This is a genomic window from Luteibacter sp. W1I16 (genome assembly GCF_050434905.1).
Classification (GTDB): domain Bacteria; phylum Pseudomonadota; class Gammaproteobacteria; order Xanthomonadales; family Rhodanobacteraceae; genus Luteibacter.
The window spans coordinates 4,057,248-4,074,405 of sequence record NZ_JBNDJJ010000001.1 but is presented as its reverse complement, the minus strand read 5'-3'; the positions used below and the strand labels follow the sequence as shown (position 1 = coordinate 4,074,405).

At 65.5% G+C, this 17,158-nt stretch carries 18 protein-coding genes; 9 read left to right on the top strand and 9 right to left on the bottom strand.

Annotated elements, in window-relative coordinates; all coding sequences use genetic code 11:
• On the bottom strand, positions 1–711 hold the full coding sequence (locus QFZ41_RS17970; RefSeq protein WP_429199978.1) for an STN domain-containing protein: 711 nt from the start codon (positions 709–711) through the stop codon (positions 1–3).
• Positions 712–777: 66 nt separating this feature from the next.
• On the opposite strand from QFZ41_RS17970, the gene QFZ41_RS17965 reads away from it, so the two are divergent.
• Complete coding sequence (locus QFZ41_RS17965) at positions 778–1,260, top strand: hypothetical protein (RefSeq protein WP_429199977.1); 483 nt, start codon at positions 778–780, stop codon at positions 1,258–1,260.
• An 18-nt stretch (positions 1,261–1,278) separates the two neighbouring features.
• On the opposite strand, the gene gspD is transcribed toward QFZ41_RS17965, so the two are convergent.
• Complete coding sequence (gene gspD / locus QFZ41_RS17960; RefSeq protein ID WP_429199976.1) at positions 1,279–3,606, bottom strand: type II secretion system secretin GspD; 2,328 nt, start codon at positions 3,604–3,606, stop codon at positions 1,279–1,281.
• Positions 3,607–3,800: 194 nt separating this feature from the next.
• On the bottom strand, positions 3,801–5,213 hold the full coding sequence (gene gndA / locus QFZ41_RS17955) for an NADP-dependent phosphogluconate dehydrogenase (RefSeq protein WP_429199975.1): 1,413 nt from the start codon (positions 5,211–5,213) through the stop codon (positions 3,801–3,803).
• Between the two features lie 222 nt (positions 5,214–5,435).
• Between gndA and QFZ41_RS17950 the strand changes: the two genes are divergently transcribed.
• The 4 genes from QFZ41_RS17950 to ykgO all read left to right on the top strand — a co-directional run bounded on the left by QFZ41_RS17950 (position 5,436) and on the right by ykgO (position 8,342).
• On the top strand, positions 5,436–6,155 hold the full coding sequence (locus QFZ41_RS17950) for a CoA transferase subunit A (RefSeq protein ID WP_429199974.1): 720 nt from the start codon (positions 5,436–5,438) through the stop codon (positions 6,153–6,155).
• Positions 6,156–6,166: 11 nt separating this feature from the next.
• The gene (locus QFZ41_RS17945) at positions 6,167–6,802 is read left to right on the top strand and encodes a 3-oxoacid CoA-transferase subunit B (RefSeq protein WP_429199973.1); all 636 of its coding nucleotides are present in this window, start codon (positions 6,167–6,169) and stop codon (positions 6,800–6,802) included.
• Positions 6,803–7,213: 411 nt separating this feature from the next.
• Positions 7,214–8,128: a LysR substrate-binding domain-containing protein gene (locus QFZ41_RS17940; protein WP_429199972.1), complete on the top strand. Its 915-nt coding sequence runs from the start codon at positions 7,214–7,216 to the stop codon at positions 8,126–8,128.
• Between the two features lie 88 nt (positions 8,129–8,216).
• Complete coding sequence (gene ykgO / locus QFZ41_RS17935; protein WP_029213509.1) at positions 8,217–8,342, top strand: type B 50S ribosomal protein L36; 126 nt, start codon at positions 8,217–8,219, stop codon at positions 8,340–8,342.
• Positions 8,343–8,665: 323 nt separating this feature from the next.
• Here ykgO and QFZ41_RS17930 read toward each other — a convergent pair whose 3' ends face one another.
• Positions 8,666–10,465, bottom strand: coding sequence for a GGDEF domain-containing protein (locus QFZ41_RS17930; protein WP_429199971.1), 1,800 nt, complete (start codon positions 10,463–10,465; stop codon positions 8,666–8,668).
• A 10-nt stretch (positions 10,466–10,475) separates the two neighbouring features.
• On the opposite strand from QFZ41_RS17930, the gene QFZ41_RS17925 reads away from it, so the two are divergent.
• Positions 10,476–10,718, top strand: coding sequence for a hypothetical protein (locus tag QFZ41_RS17925; protein WP_429199970.1), 243 nt, complete (start codon positions 10,476–10,478; stop codon positions 10,716–10,718).
• A gap of 241 nt (positions 10,719–10,959) precedes the next feature.
• Here QFZ41_RS17925 and QFZ41_RS17920 read toward each other — a convergent pair whose 3' ends face one another.
• From QFZ41_RS17920 to QFZ41_RS17905, 4 genes are all read right to left on the bottom strand, one after another.
• A complete protein-coding gene (locus QFZ41_RS17920) occupies positions 10,960–11,457 on the bottom strand; it encodes an Ohr family peroxiredoxin (RefSeq protein WP_429199969.1) in 498 nt (165 codons plus the stop codon).
• A gap of 12 nt (positions 11,458–11,469) precedes the next feature.
• Positions 11,470–12,246, bottom strand: a complete 777-nt coding sequence (locus QFZ41_RS17915; protein ID WP_429199968.1) for an SDR family oxidoreductase — start codon at positions 12,244–12,246, stop codon at positions 11,470–11,472.
• Positions 12,247–12,325: 79 nt separating this feature from the next.
• A complete protein-coding gene (locus tag QFZ41_RS17910) occupies positions 12,326–13,327 on the bottom strand; it encodes a LysR family transcriptional regulator (protein ID WP_429199967.1) in 1,002 nt (333 codons plus the stop codon).
• A 10-nt stretch (positions 13,328–13,337) separates the two neighbouring features.
• Positions 13,338–13,604, bottom strand: a complete 267-nt coding sequence (locus QFZ41_RS17905) for a sigma factor-like helix-turn-helix DNA-binding protein (protein WP_429199966.1) — start codon at positions 13,602–13,604, stop codon at positions 13,338–13,340.
• A gap of 145 nt (positions 13,605–13,749) precedes the next feature.
• Here QFZ41_RS17905 and QFZ41_RS17900 point away from each other — a divergent pair, with 145 nt between their 5' ends.
• The 3 genes from QFZ41_RS17900 to QFZ41_RS17890 all read left to right on the top strand — a co-directional run bounded on the left by QFZ41_RS17900 (position 13,750) and on the right by QFZ41_RS17890 (position 15,628).
• On the top strand, positions 13,750–14,250 hold the full coding sequence (locus QFZ41_RS17900) for a carboxymuconolactone decarboxylase family protein (protein ID WP_429199965.1): 501 nt from the start codon (positions 13,750–13,752) through the stop codon (positions 14,248–14,250).
• 10 nt (positions 14,251–14,260) lie between these two features.
• Entirely contained in the window at positions 14,261–14,665 is a 405-nt protein-coding gene (locus QFZ41_RS17895) for a cupin domain-containing protein (RefSeq protein WP_429199964.1), read from the top strand.
• A 69-nt stretch (positions 14,666–14,734) separates the two neighbouring features.
• The gene (locus QFZ41_RS17890) at positions 14,735–15,628 is read left to right on the top strand and encodes an RNA polymerase sigma-70 factor (RefSeq protein WP_429199963.1); all 894 of its coding nucleotides are present in this window, start codon (positions 14,735–14,737) and stop codon (positions 15,626–15,628) included.
• Between the two features lie 11 nt (positions 15,629–15,639).
• Here QFZ41_RS17890 and QFZ41_RS17885 read toward each other — a convergent pair whose 3' ends face one another.
• Positions 15,640–17,037 carry a class II fumarate hydratase gene (locus tag QFZ41_RS17885; RefSeq protein WP_429199962.1) on the bottom strand — a complete coding sequence of 466 codons (1,398 nt, stop codon included), beginning with the start codon at positions 17,035–17,037 and terminating at the stop codon, positions 15,640–15,642.
• Positions 17,038–17,158: the final 121 nt, after the last annotated feature.

The following is a 17,158-nucleotide window of genomic DNA, read 5'->3' as shown; positions in this document are numbered from 1 at the left end:
TCAACCCTCCTTTGCGCGGTGGGCCCGGCACGCGTCGTCGGCGTCGGCCGAAGGTGTCAGCAGGACCGTCACGGGGCTGGATCGATGAACATCCGCCGGCAGGCGCAATGAACGAAGGGTGGCGAGTACCCGGTCGTCACGTCGCGGATCGTCGGAGGCGGCCAACGCCGCGACGTCGGTTACGCCGCCGTCATTGCCTATCCACAATTGCATGGCCAACCGGAACCCGCCGGGCCGCGTGTCCTCGTTCGCGCACAAGGCCCCTTCCACCGCCACCTGCACGGCACGTGCGGAGCGCTCGTCGAGCATGTCGCGAGCAGGAGCGGTGTCGTGACGAAGCGCGAGGCCATCGTCCTCCGGAGCCTGGCTGGATGCGGTGACGGTGAAGGCGTTCATCGAGGAAAAGTGCGCCCCGAGTTCCGTGCCCACGAGCAGGATGCGCAACGCGTCGCGCGGCGCGGCCATGCCGTGGAGCCCCTGCGACCGCTTATCCGCGACAAGGCCATCGTCGAACAACACGGCGATACCCGTGGCCTCGCTGAAAGCGCGTAACGCGGTGGCGAGCGCTTGAGCGTCGATGTCGAAGCGCGTGGGCGCATGCGTTCCTTCCGACCCCTGTGGCTGTCCCGCGTTGGTGCGCACCTGCGACGCCGACCATGGCGACGCAAGCAGGGCCATGCACGCGACAAGCGCGAGGACGCTGCGTGCCACGGTCATTCCTCACGCATGAGCGGACGGGACGGGAACTCGTTACCGGGTGAAGGCTAGGCGCGCCAAATGACACAACGGCTCTATTTCGATGACAGGATTAATGACCGTGGCGTGACACCGCCCGATTCGCCTACCGGTGCAACCGGTTACGTGCTATCTGGTGTGGACGGCCAGACGGAGGGAATCATCATGCGTATTCGGCAAATGTTCGCCATGGGGCTGACCGTCGCGACGCCCTGCGCGATGGCGCAATCGGTCGTGGATCTGCCGGGTGTGCACGCCGCGGCGAACGCGAGCTGTGTGGAACCCGCCGATGCGGCGTCGGCGGGACTTTCCTATGCCTGCCTTAGCCGCTTGATGGGGGCAGACTCGGCGCCGGCCGGGACACCCGCCATCGAGGCGGCGGTGAGCCGGCGGCCCACCAACACGCTCGGCCTCTACAACGCCGCGGGCCTGCAACACCGCATGGGGCCGAATCTGGGGGTGTCGGTGCAACCGTATCGGCCGAAGCTCACCTACCCCACGCCACTGGTCGGCCCGGCGCGTTAGCCGGGCCGAGGGGTTGTCTCAGGGTTTGCCCAGCGGCAGGACCGTGGCGGGCTCGCCACTGCCCAGCTTCGCATCGGCGCGCACGGGACGCAGCGATTCGAACTTCCGCTGGTACTCGTCCGTCACCTGCTTGGCTTCCTCGCCGTTGCTGATGACACGAGGCGTGATCAGCACGATGAGTTCGGTGCGATCGCGGCCGCGGGTCGTCTGACCGAACAGGCGGCCAAAGATCGGAATGCGATTGAGGCCGGGGATGCCGGTGTCGGTCACGCCTTCCTGCTGCTTGATGAGTCCGCCGAGCAACACGGTCTGCCCGCTCTGCACGGCCACCTGCGTGGCGACCTCGCGTTGCTGGATCGGGAAGTTACCGGTGGTCGCGTCCTTCTGGCCAGGCGCGCTCACCACCTGGTTGATGTTCATGTAGACCAGGCCGCCCGGGTTCACGCGCGGACGCACGTTGAGGATCACGCCGGTGTCCTTGTATTCCACCTGGCCGATCGTATTGTCCGAGTTGGCGTTGGTGTTGACGAAGGTCTGCGTGATGGGAATCTGGTCGCCGACCTGGATATGCGCCTTCTGGTTGTTCAGGACCACCAGTGAGGGCGCCGACAAGGTCTTCGTGTTACCGCTCGTTTCCATCGCTCGCAACGCGACCGCGAGGTTGTTGTTGACGAACGAGTAGAAGAAGCTGTCGGTCGTCGGGTTGTAGACGTTGCCGCCGTTGCCCAGCGCCCATTGCTGTTTATTGCCGGGCTGGCCTACGGAACCGTTGGTGCCGCCGACCAGTCCTTCCAGGTACCACTGCACGCCGAACTGGAAATCGCCGGTCAAGGCCACTTCGAGGATGCGCGTTTCGATCTGCACCTGCAGCGGAACGGCATCCAGGCGCTTGATCGCCTGCTCGATCTCCGTCCACTGCGACGGGCGGCAGCGCACCATCAATTGATTGTTCGCATCCACCGAGGTGATACGCACGCCTTCGTCGGTCGTGACCGGCCCGTTGCGCTGACGGCGCGACGAGGTGTCGTCGTCACCGAACCCGCTGCCGGCGAAGCCGCTGCCCGATCCGAACGACGAGCCGCCGCTCATGCCGGACGATGACCCGTTGAGGCCGCTGTTGTTCGTCGTGTTGAGCAGCCCGGAATTCGACGACGAACTGTTGCCGAAACCACCCGTCGTGCTGCCGAGGCCCGAACCGCCACGATTGCCGAGGTCGCTGTCGCCGCCAAGGGTGCCGGAACTGAGCCCCGGTCCCACCTTGCCGCCACGATCGCTGGAACCGCCACCGCTGGACCCGCCGCCATAGATGTCCGAGAGGTAGTCGGCGAGATCGGCGGCCTGCACGTTGCGCACGTCGTACACATAGAGCTGTGGCTCGTTGCCTCCGCCCCGGTCGATGCGATCGATCCAGCTCCTCACCTCGTCGAGGTACACGGGCTGAGGGCTGATCACCACGAGGGAATTGGTACGCTCGATGGGAATGAAGCGAAGCATGCCCGCCATGGGCGTGTTGCCCTTCTCGCCGAACAGCTTGTCGAGCGTCGGCGTGAGGTCCTTCACTTCCGCGCGTTGCAGGCTGAAAACGCCCACCGACATGCCGCGCAGCCAGTCCACGTCGAAGGTCTGCACCGTGCGCTGGTAGTTCTCCAGTTCGCTCGGCGTGCCCGCCATCACCAGCACGTTGCGCGTGGGATCGGCCAGCAAGGTGGCGTCCGGGCGCGCGAACGGCTTGATCAGTTTCTGCATCTCGGTCGCGGAGATGAAACGCAGGGGAAACAGACGCGCCTGCAGGCCGCCTGGCGGTGCGGTCGCGCCCATGCTCGGCACGAGGTTGCCCGCCACGGCATCCTTCGCGGGCATGACCACGTAGCGGTCGCCGCTACGGACCAGGGCGTTACCCGTCCAGGACAACAGGGTCTCCAGGATCGGCAAGGCCTGGTCGCTCGACACCGGCTGCGAGGTGGAGAAGGAGACGTTGCCCTGCACGCCCGGCACGATCGAATAGTTCTCATGCAGCAGGTCGCCGAGGATGGCTTTCACCACCGACTCGACCGGCTGGTTCTCGAAGTTGAAGGTCACCGTGCCCGCACCCGCCGCCACGGGCTTCGGCTTGGGCAGTCCTACCGCCTTGACGAATTCACCGGTGCCCGTGGTGATGTCGGGCTGCGTGGCCGCCGGAACGGGAGGATTGGTGGTGCCCACCGTCAGGGGCTTGGGTACCGGTTTCTCCGTACCGGCCAACGCTTCGCGCTGGAGCGATCCATCGTCGCGCGGTTGCGGCAGCGTCGAGCATCCGGCAAGCGCTACCGCCAGCGCCGTGGCGCCGATCAGGGAACTTCTCAACATGAAACAACGTACTCCCTCGTTGGACACGGCACGATACACCGACGCCTGGTGTGCTGCCGATCCGGCAACTCTAAAGGGAGGGTTCCTACAGCGCCAGCACCCGGCGGCGGGCCTGCGTCACAGGTCCGCGCCATCGGCGTCTTCCGAGCGCGCCCGGCCCGGCGAACACCGGTCGGGCTGTACCGTTCAGTTCGTCATTCCACCCATTCGGCGTGGAAGCTGCCCTTCTCGTCCAGGCGCTCGAAGGTGTGCGCCCCGAAGTAATCGCGCTGCGCCTGAATCAGGTTGGCCGGCAAGGTCTCCGCCCGATAGCTGTCGTAGTAGGCGATGGCCGCGGAGAAGCCGGGAACCGGCACGCCCACGCGCACCGCCTCACCCACCACCTCGCGCAGTGCCGCCTGGTACTCCTGGGCTATGTCGCGGAAGTACGGATCGAGCAGGAGGTTCTTCACCCCGCCATCGTTCCGGTAGGCGTCGGTGATCTTTTGCAGGAAACGGGCGCGGATGATGCAGCCGGCACGAAAGATCTTCGCGATCGCGCCGTAGTCGAGGTTCCACTGGTTCTCGTCCGAGGCCGCGCGCAACTGGGCGAAGCCCTGGGCGTAGGAGATGATCTTGCTCATGTAGAGGGCGCGCCGCACCGACTCGATGAAGGCCTTGCGATCACCGTTGAATGCCTGGACTTTCGGGCCGGCCAGACGTTTGCTGGCCTCGACCCGCTCGTCCTTCATGGACGACAGGACGCGGGCGAACACCGACTCGGTGATCAGGGTGAGCGGGACACCGAGGTCGAGCGCGCTCTGGCTCGTCCACTTGCCGGTGCCTTTCTGTGCGGCGCGGTCGAGGATCATGTCCACCAGCATCTTTCCGCTCTTGTCGTCTTTCTTGCGGAAGATCTTCGAGGTGATCTCGATGAGAAAGCTGTCCAGCTCGCCCTCGTTCCAGTCTCGGTAGACCTCGGCCAGTTCCTCGTTCGAGAGGCCCACGACATGCTTCAGCACGGCATAGCTTTCCGCGATGAGCTGCATGTCGCCGTACTCGATGCCGTTGTGCACCATTTTCACGTAGTGACCCGCGCCACCCGGGCCGATGTAGACGACGCAAGGTTCGCCATCGGGTGCCTTGGCCGCGATCTCGGTGAGGATCGGGGCGACCAGGTCGTAGGCATCGCGCGGACCGCCGGGCATGATCGAGGGACCCTTCAAGGCGCCCTCTTCGCCACCGGAGACGCCGGTGCCGATGAAATGGAATCCGTCCTTGGCCAGTTCCTCGCCCCGGCGCACAGTGTCCTTGTAGTACGTGTTGCCGCCGTCGATCAGGATGTCGCCCTTGTCCAGCAAGGGGCGCAATTGCTCGATCACGGCGTCGGTGCCCTTGCCCGCCTGCACCATGAGCAGGATGCGGCGCGGTTTTTCCAACGACTCGACGAAATCCTCCAGGGTGAAGCTGGGCACCAGCTTCTTTCCCTGGCTCTGGGCCATGACCTCGTCGGTCTTTTCCTTGCTCCGGTTGAAGATGGACACCGCATGGCCGCGGCTCTCGATGTTCCAGGCGAGGTTGCGGCCCATCACGGCCATGCCGATGACTCCGATCTTCTGTTTGCTCACGTTGGTTTCTCCGGGCGCGCGGGGCTTCGAGGTACATGAGGATGAACGGCTTCCGATCAAAGCGCCGTACACGGCGCCAATGCTTGCAAGAATCGGCTGTGTGGATGAAGACTGGCCGGACGGCGCGGGATTGGACCAAAGGGCAACCACGGGCGGCCGTGGCGCTCGGCTATCATGGGCGGCGAACCGGCGGCGGGACCGTCCGGATGGAATCGATGACGCATGAACCAGGTGAAGTCGCACTCGCGCGACAAACGTGTCGCCTCCGCCCGTGAGGCACTGGCCGGTCTGGTCGCCGACGGACAGACCGTCGCGGTGGGCGGTTTCGGCCTCTGCGGTATTCCCGAACTCCTGATCGAGGCGCTGCGCGACTCCGGCGTCACCGGCCTCACCGCGGTCTCCAACAACGCCGGCATCGACGGCGTCGGCCTGGGCCTGCTGTTGCAGACCCGCCAGATCCGCAAGATGGTTTCGTCCTATGTCGGCGAGAACAAGGAATTCGAACGGCAGTTCCTGGCCGGTGAACTCGAGGTGGAGTTCACCCCTCAGGGCACGCTCGCCGAGAAGCTGCGGGCCGGTGGCGCGGGCATCCCCGCGTTCTTCACCCGCACCGGCTACGGCACCCAGGTGGCCGAAGGCAAGGAAGTGCGCGAATTCGACGGCAACATGTATGTGATGGAGCGTTCGATCGTCGCCGACGTGGCGCTGGTCAAGGCGTGGAAGGCGGACCCCTCGGGCAACCTCGTCTATCGCAAGACCGCGCGCAACTTCAACCCGATGGTCGCCACCGCCGGCAAGATCTGCATCGCCGAAGTCGAGATCATGGTCGAAGTGGGCGAACTCGATCCCGACCAGATCCACACGCCGGGCATCTACGTCGATCGCATCGTGCACAATCCCGCGCCGTCCAAGCGCATCGAGCAGCGCACCGTGCGCGCCTGAAGGAGAAGACCATGGCCTGGACCCGTGAACAGATGGCGCAGCGCGCCGCACAGGAACTCTCCGACGGCGACTACGTGAACCTCGGCATCGGCTTGCCCACGCTCGTGGCCAACCACCTGCCCGACGGTGTCGATGTCTGGCTGCAATCCGAAAATGGCCTGCTCGGCATCGGCCCCTTCCCCACCGAGGACGAAGTGGACGCCGACCTGATCAACGCCGGCAAGCAGACGGTGACGGCGCGCGCCGGCGCATCGTTCTTCTCCAGCGCGGATTCGTTCGCGATGATTCGCGGCGGCCACGTGGATATCTCCATCCTCGGGGCCATGCAGGTGACCTGCGAGGGCGACATCGCCAACTGGATGGTGCCCGGCAAGATGGTCAAGGGCATGGGCGGAGCCATGGATCTGGTCGCCGGGGTGAAACGCGTCGTGGTGGTGATGGAACACACCGCGAAAGACGGTTCGCCGAAGATCCTCACCGAATGCACCCTGCCGCTGACCGGCAAGGGCGTGGTCGACCGCATCATCACCGACCTGGCGGTGTTCGACGTGACCCCCGGTGGGCTGGAACTGATCGAGATGGCACCGGGCGTGGACGAGGCGGCGATCAAGGCCGGCACGGGGTGTGGGTTTACTTCGAAGCTCTGAGAGCATCGCCGACAGGGTCGGCTCCCACCGGGCAACGCCAGGCTGGCGGGATTGGCCCAACTGTGTGGGACTGGCCCAACCGTGTGGGGCTGCCCCAAGCTGGTGGGGCTGCCCGTACCGATGGGGACTGGCCCGATACCGGTGGGAGCCGACCCTGTCGGCGATAGGCGTCGCCTACTCCCGAACACCCTACAACCTTCCAAACGCCACAAAGAAAGTCGCCCCGCAGCAGACGCCTCAGCATGGGCCTCGGGGGGGAGGTAGGCCAAATGCCGGTAGTTAGCGTCGCTGCGAGGCGAGGGACCTACCGACCCAGGGGGAGGGGTTGGTGGTAGGCCGAGACGAATCATAGATTTCCTAGGAAATTCCGGCCAATATATCTTTCAGCGCTCACTTATTCGAAAAACGACTATGTTCGACCTGCGCCAACTGCGCTATTTCGTCGAGGTGGCTGAGACTCTCAGCTTCACCCAGGCCGCCCAACGCCTGCATATTTCCCAGCCGCCGCTTTCCCAGCAAATCCAATCGCTTGAAGCCGACCTGGGCGTCCGCCTGCTCGACCGGAACCGGCGACGCGTCGCGCTCACGGAGCCCGGCCGGATCTTCCTGGTCGAGGCCAAGGCGATCCTCTCCCGCGCCGAGAGCGCCAGGACGGTCGTGGCGGAAGCCGCGGCAGGCTTCACCGGGCAGCTTCGGTTGGCCTACGCGGTCTCGGTCTCCTTCCACCCCGCACTGCCCGAGACCTTGCTGCGATTTTCCCACGCGGCGGCGGGCGTCAGCCTGCACCTCGGCGAGATGCTCACCGGCGCCCAGTACGACGCTCTTCTCTCGGGGCAGATCGACGTGGGCCTGCTGCGGGCGCACCCCGAGGGCGTCGCGAACGCCCGGCAGTTGAACGTGGAGGTGATCGACCACGAGCCCTTGGTGATCGCCCTTCCCGCCCGTCACCGCCTGGCCAGGCACGCCACCTTGCGCATGGAGGATCTGGCGGGCGAGCGGTTCGTCGCCCCGCCACGCGCCCACGCCACCACCTTGACCGATCGGCTGACCCTGCTCGCCAACAAAGCCGGATTCCGTCCCAACGTCCGTCAGGAAGCACAGCAGATCCCGTCGTTGCTGCCACTGGTGGCCGCCGGGCTCGGTGTGGCGTTGGTTCCGGCGTCGCTCCGGGCGGTCCATCTGGACGGTGTCAGCTTCGTTCCCGTGGACGATCCGGAAGCCTTCCTGTTGCTCGCGGTGGCCTCGCGCGTAGACAATACGTCCCCCGTGCTGGAGAGTTTCCTGCGCACGGTCCGCGAGGCCCGGGCGAAGCTGGGGCTCGGCTGAAAGACGAATGCTTCCCGGCGCTTGCGTAACACCGGCCGGATCGTTACAATCCCGTTTTTCCTTGTCCGTAAAGTTTCAGGAGCTGGCCGTGAAGGTGCTTTCCTCTTTGAAGTCCGCGAAGTCGCGTCACCGTGACTGCAAAGTCGTTCGCCGTCGCGGCAAAGTGTTCGTGATCTGCAAGAGCAACCCCCGTTTCAAGGCTCGTCAGCGCTGATCCAGCTGCGACGGGTTTAGAAGAAAAGGCCGCGAAAGCGGCCTTTTTTTTTGGTCTGTCGCAGATGGAATGAGTGTCCAGGTGGATTGGAGGTTTCCTGGGTTGAGGGCTCCGTGGATTGAAAGAGCTCTATGGATTGAGGGCTCTGGTGGGAAGGCGCTTCAGCGGCGATGGGTGCTTGCCTCGACCTGGCCCGCTGCCGCGGGATCGCCGACAAGGTCGGCTCCCACCAGGTCTGATCCTGATCCCACAAGGTCGGCTCCCACCAGGTCTCTCCCACCAGATGTTTTCATCGAGCAGGTTTCTTCTACCGGGTGGGTTGCCTAGCCGCGTGCCTCGCTCAGGTACGGCGAATCGGGAATGTCGCCGGTGTCGCCCATGAACACGCAGTTGCGGCCGGCGCGCTTGGCCCGGTAAAGCGCGGCGTCGGCCACCACCAGCAGGCGATGCAACTCGAAACCGCACTGCATCGTGCCTCCGATGCCGAAGCTCGCCGTCACCACCAGATTCGGACGGATCTGGGTGGCCGACGTGGCCGCGATCGACAGCCTTAGTTGCTCCGCGCGTGCACGCGCCTGCGCGGGGCTGCAATCGGGCAACAGTACCGCGAACTCCTCGCCGCCCAGGCGGCCGAATACATCGCAGGCATGCAAGGCGCGGCGACAGACATCCACCGCGCGCTTCAGCACTTCGTCACCGACGGCGTGGCCGTAGGTGTCGTTGACGTTCTTGAAGTGATCGAGATCGAAAAGAATGAGGCACGCGCCGCGGTCCGAACGCGCGCCGTAAGCCAGCACGCGCTCCGCCTGCTCGACGAAATGCTCGCGGTTGCAGATGCCGGTGAGGCCGTCGCGGCGCGCAAGCTTCATGAAACGCAATTGCGAACGGCGCAACCAGAGCACCAGCCAGACGACGGCACCCAACCCGGCAAGCAGGACGAAGATGTACAGGCGGCCCGTCTCCACTTCCTTGCGGTCGAGCGCCCCGGTCAAGCGGAGAATCTCGTTCTGTCTGTTCAGCGCCTCGACCTCGGCCTTGCGCGCGAGCAACTGCTGGTCGACGATCTGGAAGGCCAGGCTGCGCGCGCCCACGTCATCCAGGTACGCCTTGTCGGCGGCCATGAACTTCTCGTGGTACGCCAGGGCCGCCGCCGCGTTACCCAGTTGCTGCTCCACCTGGTAGAGCACGTCGTAACCCACCCGGCGCGGGTCGGTGAATTCATCGCGGATCGAGCCGGCCACGGCGGACAGGCCGAAGCGCCGCGCGTTGGCCAGGTCACCCAGCTTGAGGTAGGCCTGCGCGAGGGTGGCATCGTATTCCGCCAATAACGCCGGATAATTCAGCGCGCGCGCCCGGTCGCGCGTTTCGATGAGGATCTTCACTGCCTCGGCGGGGCGCCCATGGGCGAGGTGGTATGCGGCGATATCCGAACGCATGCTGTCGGCGAACACTTCGTCGCCCGCCGCGTCGCAGGTTTCGATCGCGCGCAGGTACATCGGGTCCAGGGTCTCCAGCCGGTTGGCTTCACGGCGTGCGCGCAACAGGTGCTGTGCCCCTTTGCAGATCGTCTCGCCCGGTGGCGGGTTCTCCATCATCTCGCGGGCATATGCCTCGGCTTGTTCGAACTGTCCGGCGGAACTGAGCAGCTGCGATGCCTCGCCCAGACCCTGGAAACGTGCTTTCCGGTCACGAATGGAGGGCATCAGCTCCTGCAACTGGTTCAGCCGCATGAAGGCGTCCTGATAACGGTGGCCAATGCCGAGCAGGTTGATCAGGGTCGCGGTCGCGCGAAGCCGCAAGACGTTGTCGTTGGCGTTGTCCGCCACGTTCTCCAGGGCCTTCCTGCCGACGTCGTAATCGCCTGTCCAGGTGGCGCGCCAGCCTTGAAGGAAGCGCAGCTTCCACCGCTCGGCAGGCGCGAGTTTCGCTTCGAACCGGGCGAGGTCGTCGATCAGGTGACCGAACGCGGCGAAATCGGTGGCCTTGATCGCGTCGGCACGGGCGAGGATCGCCTCGGGTGACGAGGGGTTTCCGGCATTTTCCCCGGCCGCATGCACCTCCGCGCCGAACACCAGCAGGCAAGCCGCCAGGGTCAGGAGCGCGAGGCGCAGACGTCGTCTCACGGCGTCAGCGGTGCGTGCCCGTGGGCGGCATGGAGGCGACCGTACCGTCGGGCTCCCCGTCCCCATCCTCATCCTCGCCATCGACCGGATCCTCCTGTTCCTCGTGGTCGGGACCTATCGGCATCTGCGTGAAGACGTACACGCGCTGGCCAAGCAGCATCCGGACGGCATCGCCATCCTTCGCGTGGAACGCTTCACGAAGATCGTCATCGACGCCGGCATCCCGCGAAGCGGCATCGACGTGATCCGCTGAACCGTGCCGCAACGACGCGTCGCTCCCGACGCGCGCGAGAAACTCGATGACCTTCCCCATGTGCCCTTCCCCGACCCGGGAACGTCGTCCCCGGATCTCACGGCGATCCTCCCCTCGAGGTCACTCGCGGGTCGGATCATAGCCCCATGCGCCACGGCGGAGTAGTAGGCCACGCGGCTGGGCCAAAGGAAATGTGATGAAGGATCAGTTACCTGGCGTGACAGGCAATGATTTCACGCGATCAGTCCGCCAACTGCACCACGCATTCGATGCCTTGCCGCGCCATCTTCGCGTAGGGACACAGGCGCTCGGTATTGCGGACCAGGGCCTCGGCGACCTGCCGGGCCACACCCGGCAGCGCGATGCGTACATGGGCGACGAGCGTGAACAATCCGTCGGCCGGGTCGCGGCCGAAGGTCACGGCGGCGGTGACTGCCGCGTCGGCCGGAACGGCGATGCGTTCACGCGTCGCCAGCAGGCACAGCGCGCCGTGGAAGCAGGCGGCGAAACCCGCCGCGAAGAGTTGCTCCGGGTTGCTTCCCCCACCGGGACCGCCCATTTCAGGCGGCAGGCGCAGCGTCACGTCCAGATGGCCGTCGCTGGAACGGGCGGCACCGGAAGCGCGGCCGTGCATCGCCTCGCCCCCCGTCACCGTCACGGTGCCCGTGTACAAGGGAGCGAAATCGTCTCCCTCGTACCGGTCGAGGAACGACACCGGTGGTGGCGTCGGTTTCACCATGGTTCTGGCGATTCAGGCCGCGGAAGCGAAGCCGGCATACTGGGACGACTTCAGCCAGGCATGGAAATCGATCCGGCCCAGCGACGCGTCCGGTCCAGGCAACAAGCTGTCATCGGCCAGCACGGCACCGAAATACGGCGCGTTGGCGTCGCCGACGACGTGGTGCGGATCGTTGATGATCGTCAGGAACCGGCCGACCAGCTCCGACATGCGCACCTTGTCCGGACCCGCGATCTCGACGATGCCGTTGGCGGGCTCGCCGAGCGCGATCCTGGCTACCGCATCGGCCACGTCGTCCGAGGCGATGGGCTGGATGTAGCCGGTGGACAACGTGATGGTGTCGCCGCCGGCGGCCGACTTCGCGATGCCGGCCAGGAACTCGAAGAACTGCGTGGAATGGATGATGGTGTACGGCACGCCGGACTCGCGGACGATCGTCTCCTGCGCGACCTTGGCGCGCATATAGCCGCTGCCCGCGGCCGCGACGCGGTCGGTGCCGACGATGGACAAGGCCACGTGGTGGGCGATACCCGCACGCCGTTCCGCCGCGACGAGGTGGCGGCCCGAGGTCTGGAAGAAGTCGAGCACGGCCTTGTCTTCGAACGATGGGGAATTGGCGAGATCGATGACCGTGTCGACGCCCGTCATGGCGTCGTCCAGTCCTTCGCCCGTCAGCGTGTTCACGCCAGACGAAGGCGAGGCCGCGATGGCCTCGTGGCCCTTTGCGCGCAGGCGCTGCACGACTTTGCTTCCGATGAGGCCGGAGCCGCCGATAACGAGGAGTTTCATGATGGCGTACCTATCTTGCGTTTAGACGTGATGGGATCCTAGGCGCCAGCCATGGATGCCGGTAGGACCGCGGGCGGGATCACGGTGTTGCCGCCGACGCACCAATCGGCAGGCTGCTGCCGCATTCGAGGTCCAGCGCGCGTATGGCGGGCACCATGAAGTCGATGAACACGCGGATGCGCGAAGGCAGCTGCTGCCGGCTCTGGTAGCAGATGTAGTGGCCACGATCGTCGGGAGCGTACTGAGGAAGGCAGGCGACGAGACGCCCCGTCCGCAGGTGCGCGCACACCTGGTAACCGGCGAGCTGGGCGACGCCCCTGCCATCCAGCACCGCCTGCAGCACCAGGTCCGGGTCGTTGAAGGCGTCCATGGCCGGCGGCAGGGTCTTGTATGGCCTGCCGTCTACCTTGAATTCCCACTCGTCGACCCGGCCCGAGGCCAGCCGGAAATGGATGGCTCGATGCGCGGCAAGATCCTCGATCCTGTCGATGGCGCCATGGGCACGCAGGTAGTCCGGCGTGGCGCACACGAACATCTGCATGGGAACGACCTGTCGCGCGATGACCTGGCTGTCTTCCATGCGGCCGTTGCGAAACGAGACGTCCACGCGGTCGGCGGTAAAGTCGACGGGCCGGTCATCCAGCACCAATCCGATCGCGATCTCAGGGTACGTTTCGCGAAAGCGCTTCAACAGGGGTGCCACAACGTTGCGGCCGAAACCCACGGGTGCGCCGACACACAGCTTCCCGCGTGGCGGCCCATCGCGAAGTTCGCGCATGTCGTCGAGCGCCTGCGCGATGCGTTCCACCCCAGGGTGGCAGTTCTCGAAAAAGATCTCGCCTTCCCTCGTGAGCGCGGTGCTGCGCGTGGTCCGCGAGAACAGCCGCGCGCCCACTTGCTGTTCGAGCTTCTGCACGCTGCGGCTCACCGCGGAGCGGCCGATGCCGAGGCGGTCGGCGGCCCTGGCGAAGCTGCCCTCGGAGACCACGGCGATGAAGGCGATCACGCCGGCATAGCTGGCGGAGAACGAGGTGGCGAGGGTATCGACGGTCTCCACGGACGACGATGAACAGTGACTCATGGGCATATCCTCATTCCGCGGCGCGGCGCGGGCCGGCCGCTTGTATGTGTGCGCGAGCCAGCTCGACGAGGGCATGGCACGCCGCGGTATCCTTGCGCAGCAGCATGGCCACTTCGTCGATGCTCGCTTCGAAGATGTCGCTCATCAGGAAGGCCAGCCGGGCCTCTGCCGGCAACTCGTCGAGCACATCCAGGAATCCCGCCCACACGGCATCGACCGTGTGTCGTGTCGACAGCTGCTTGCGCAGCCATTCATAGGTGTGGGTTATCGGGTCCATGTCTCATAGACGTGGGCTTCCGGCGATTTGTGACGCGCCGATTGGTGCGCCCCGCACAACACGGTGATCCCGCGCGCGGACCTACCGGGTCCCTGTCGCGCGGACCTAGGCTACGGCGGGTCATCACTCCGAATGAGGAAGCATCATGACCCAGCGTCTCGATTACCAGCAGCAGTCGCCCGAGCTGACCAGGAAGCTCATGGAACTCAGCATGGCGGAGGCCAAGTGCGCGATCGAGGAATCGATCCGCCACCTGGTCCACATTCGCGCTTCGCAGCTCAACGGGTGTGCGTTCTGCGTCGACATGCACGTCAAGCAGGCCGTCATCCACGGCGAGCGTCCGCTGCGCCTGCACCACATCGCCATCTGGCGCGAGTCGAACCTGTTCTCGCCGCGGGAACGCGCCAGCCTGGCCTGGACCGAAGCGCTCACGCAGATCCCGGCGCAGGGCGTGCCGGACGACGTGTACGAGCGCGTTCGCGGCCAACTCTCCGAGAAGGAGATCTCCGACCTGACCTTCGTCGTCGCGGCCATCAATGCATGGAACCGCATCAACGTGGCCTTCCGCAGTGTTCCCGGCACGATGGACAAAGCCTGGGGCCTCGACAAGGCCGGTCTTTCCGAGCCCGTCGCCACCGCTGCCTGAGGAATTTCCCATGCGCATCTTCAAGACACTCGCCTTCCTGCTGGCGCTTTCTCCCGGTTTCGCGCTCGCCCAGGATGCCGGGGCACCCCATGCCACCGTCACCGATCTCATGACCAAGGCCCTGAAGGACTACCCCGGCAAGGAAATCACCCTGATCAATGTCGATTACCCGCCCGGCGCCGTCGATCCGGTGCATCGCCACGATGCGCACGCTATCGTCTACGTACTGGAAGGAAGCATCGTGATGGGCGTGCGCGGGCAGCCCGAGCAGACGCTCAAGGCCGGGCAGACGTTCTACGAGGGTCCGGACGACGTGCACACGATCGGCCGCAACGCCAGCAAGACCCAGCCAGCCAAATTCGTCGTGTTCCTGCTGAAGGACAAGAAGAATCCGGTGCTGACCCTGGTCCACTAAGCCGGAAAACCCGCCATGTGAGACGATTTTGCAAGGACCTGTCACAAGGTAGCTGGCAAGATCGTCTCCATGGATATGAACGACGCCACGGCCACCTTCTCCGCCTTGCGGCCCCGCCTGCACGGGATCGCTTACCGCATGCTGGGGTCGGTGGCCGAGTCCGAGGACGTGGTGCAGGACATCTGGCTCAGCTGGAACGCCAGCGAACACGCCTCTATCGAGAACGCGGAGGCATGGCTCGTGGCCGCCACGACGCGCCGCGCGATCGATCGGCTGCGGGCGGCGAAGGTCCGGCGCGAGGAATACATCGGCATCTGGCTGCCCGAGCCCGTCCTCACCGACCACGGGGCCTCGCCGGAAGACGTGCAGGAACTGGCGGGCGACGTGTCCGTCGCGTTCCTCCTGCTCCTGGAACGGCTATCCCCTGAAGCTCGCGCGGCGTTCCTGCTTCGCGAGGTATTCGATATCGATTACAGCGAGATCGCAGGCACCCTCGGCAAGAGCGAAGCCGCGTGCCGCCAGCTCGTGCATCGCGCGAAGGACCAGTTGCGCGACGAGCGCCCGCGCCATGCCGCACCGCGCGAGGCGCATCTGGCCCTCATGAGGCGCTTCGCCCAGGCACTGGCGGATGGCGACTTTCCCGCCATCCGTTCCCTGCTCGCCGTGGATGCCGAACTCAGCGGCGACGGTGGCGGCAAGGTCACCAGCTTCCCCAAGCCCATGCTCGGCGGGCAGCGCATCGCGCAGCTTTTCTACGCCTCGTACCTTCGTTATGGCGCCGCGGTGGAAGTACGGCTGACGCGCATCAATGGCGAATGGGCTTTCCTGCGTTACATCGAGGGCCAGCTGGAATCCGCGCAGACCTTCGTGACGAACGGCGAGAAGATCCTGAGCATCCATGTGCAGCGGAACCCGGACAAACTGCGGCGAATCGAGCAGGGCTTGCAGGGATTCGCCGCCTAGGCGGCCAGCGGTCAGCCGCCACCACCGCCACCGCCGTGGATGCCGCCCTTGGTCAAGGCCGTGGGATCGAGCAGCTTCGCCAGTTCGGCCTTGGACAAGCCCGTGGTCTCCAGCGCCACGTCCATGATGGGGCGCTTCTCCTTGTACGCCTGCTTCGCCGTCGCCGCGCCTTTCTCGTAGCCGATCACCGGGTTGAGCGCCGTGACGAGGATCGGGTTCTTGTCCAGCGCCTCGCGGATGTGTTCCTCGTTGACCTTGAAGCCCGCGATCGCCTTGTCCGCGAGCAGCGTGACGACGTTGGCGAGGATCTCGATCGACTGCAACAGGTTGTACGCGATCACGGGCAGCATCACGTTGAGCTGGAAATTGCCCGACTGCCCCGCCACCGCGATCGTCGCGTCGTTGCCGATCACCTGGGCGGCGACCATGGCGGCCGCCTCGGGGATCACCGGGTTGACCTTGCCCGGCATGATCGACGACCCCGGTTGCAGCGCAGGCAGTTCGATCTCGCCCAGGCCCGCCAGCGGACCGGAATTCATCCAGCGCAGGTCGTTGGCGATCTTCATCACACCGACCGCCAGCGCGCGTAGCTGGCCGGAGAGTTCCACCGGCGCATCCTGCGCGGCCATGCCCGCGAAATAGTTATCCGCCGACTCGAACTTCACTCCCGTCAGCTTCGACAGTTCGGCCGCGACCGTGGGGCCGAATTTCGGATCGGCATTGATGCCCGTACCCACCGCGCTGCCGCCTTGCGGCAACCGCCGGGTGCGCTTCAGCGTATCCGTAATGCGTTCGGCCGCATCGCCGATCTGCGCCGACCAGCCGGACAATTCCTGGCCGAAGGTGATCGGCATGGCATCCATCAGGTGGGTGCGCCCCGTCTTGACGACCTTCTTCAATTCACTGGCACGCGTGTCTATCGTCTTGCGCAGGTGCTTGAGGGCCGGCAGTAACTTCTCGCTCGTGGCCAGCGTCGCGCTCACCAGGATCGCCGTGGGAATCACGTCGTTGGAACTCTGCCCGGCGTTCACATGATCGTTCGGGTGCACCTTGCTGCCGGCGGCCTCGGCGAGATGGGCGATCACCTCGTTGGCGTTCATGTTGGAACTGGTGCCCGAGCCGGTCTGGAAGACGTCGATGGGGAAGTGTTCGTCGACCTCGCCGGCGGCGACCTTCTCGGCCGCCGCGCGGATGGCCTTGGCCGAGGCCTTGTCCAGGTGGCCAAGCTTGACGTTGGCCTCGGCCGCGGCCGACTTGATGAGGCCGAGCGCCCGGATGAACTCGCGCGGCATGGTCAGGCCGGACACGGGGAAGTTATCGACCGCGCGCTGGGTCTGCGCCCCGTAGAGCGCCTTGGCCGGTACCTTCAACTCGCCCATGCTGTCGCGTTCTGTGCGGAACTTGCTCATGCGGGAACTCCGGGTGGGGGAATTTACATACAGTACCCGCCCTCGCGGCCACGGTGGGAGCCGACCCTGCCGGCGATGGGGCGCTATAATCGCGGGCTGCACCCGCCACGCCTCCAGGAAC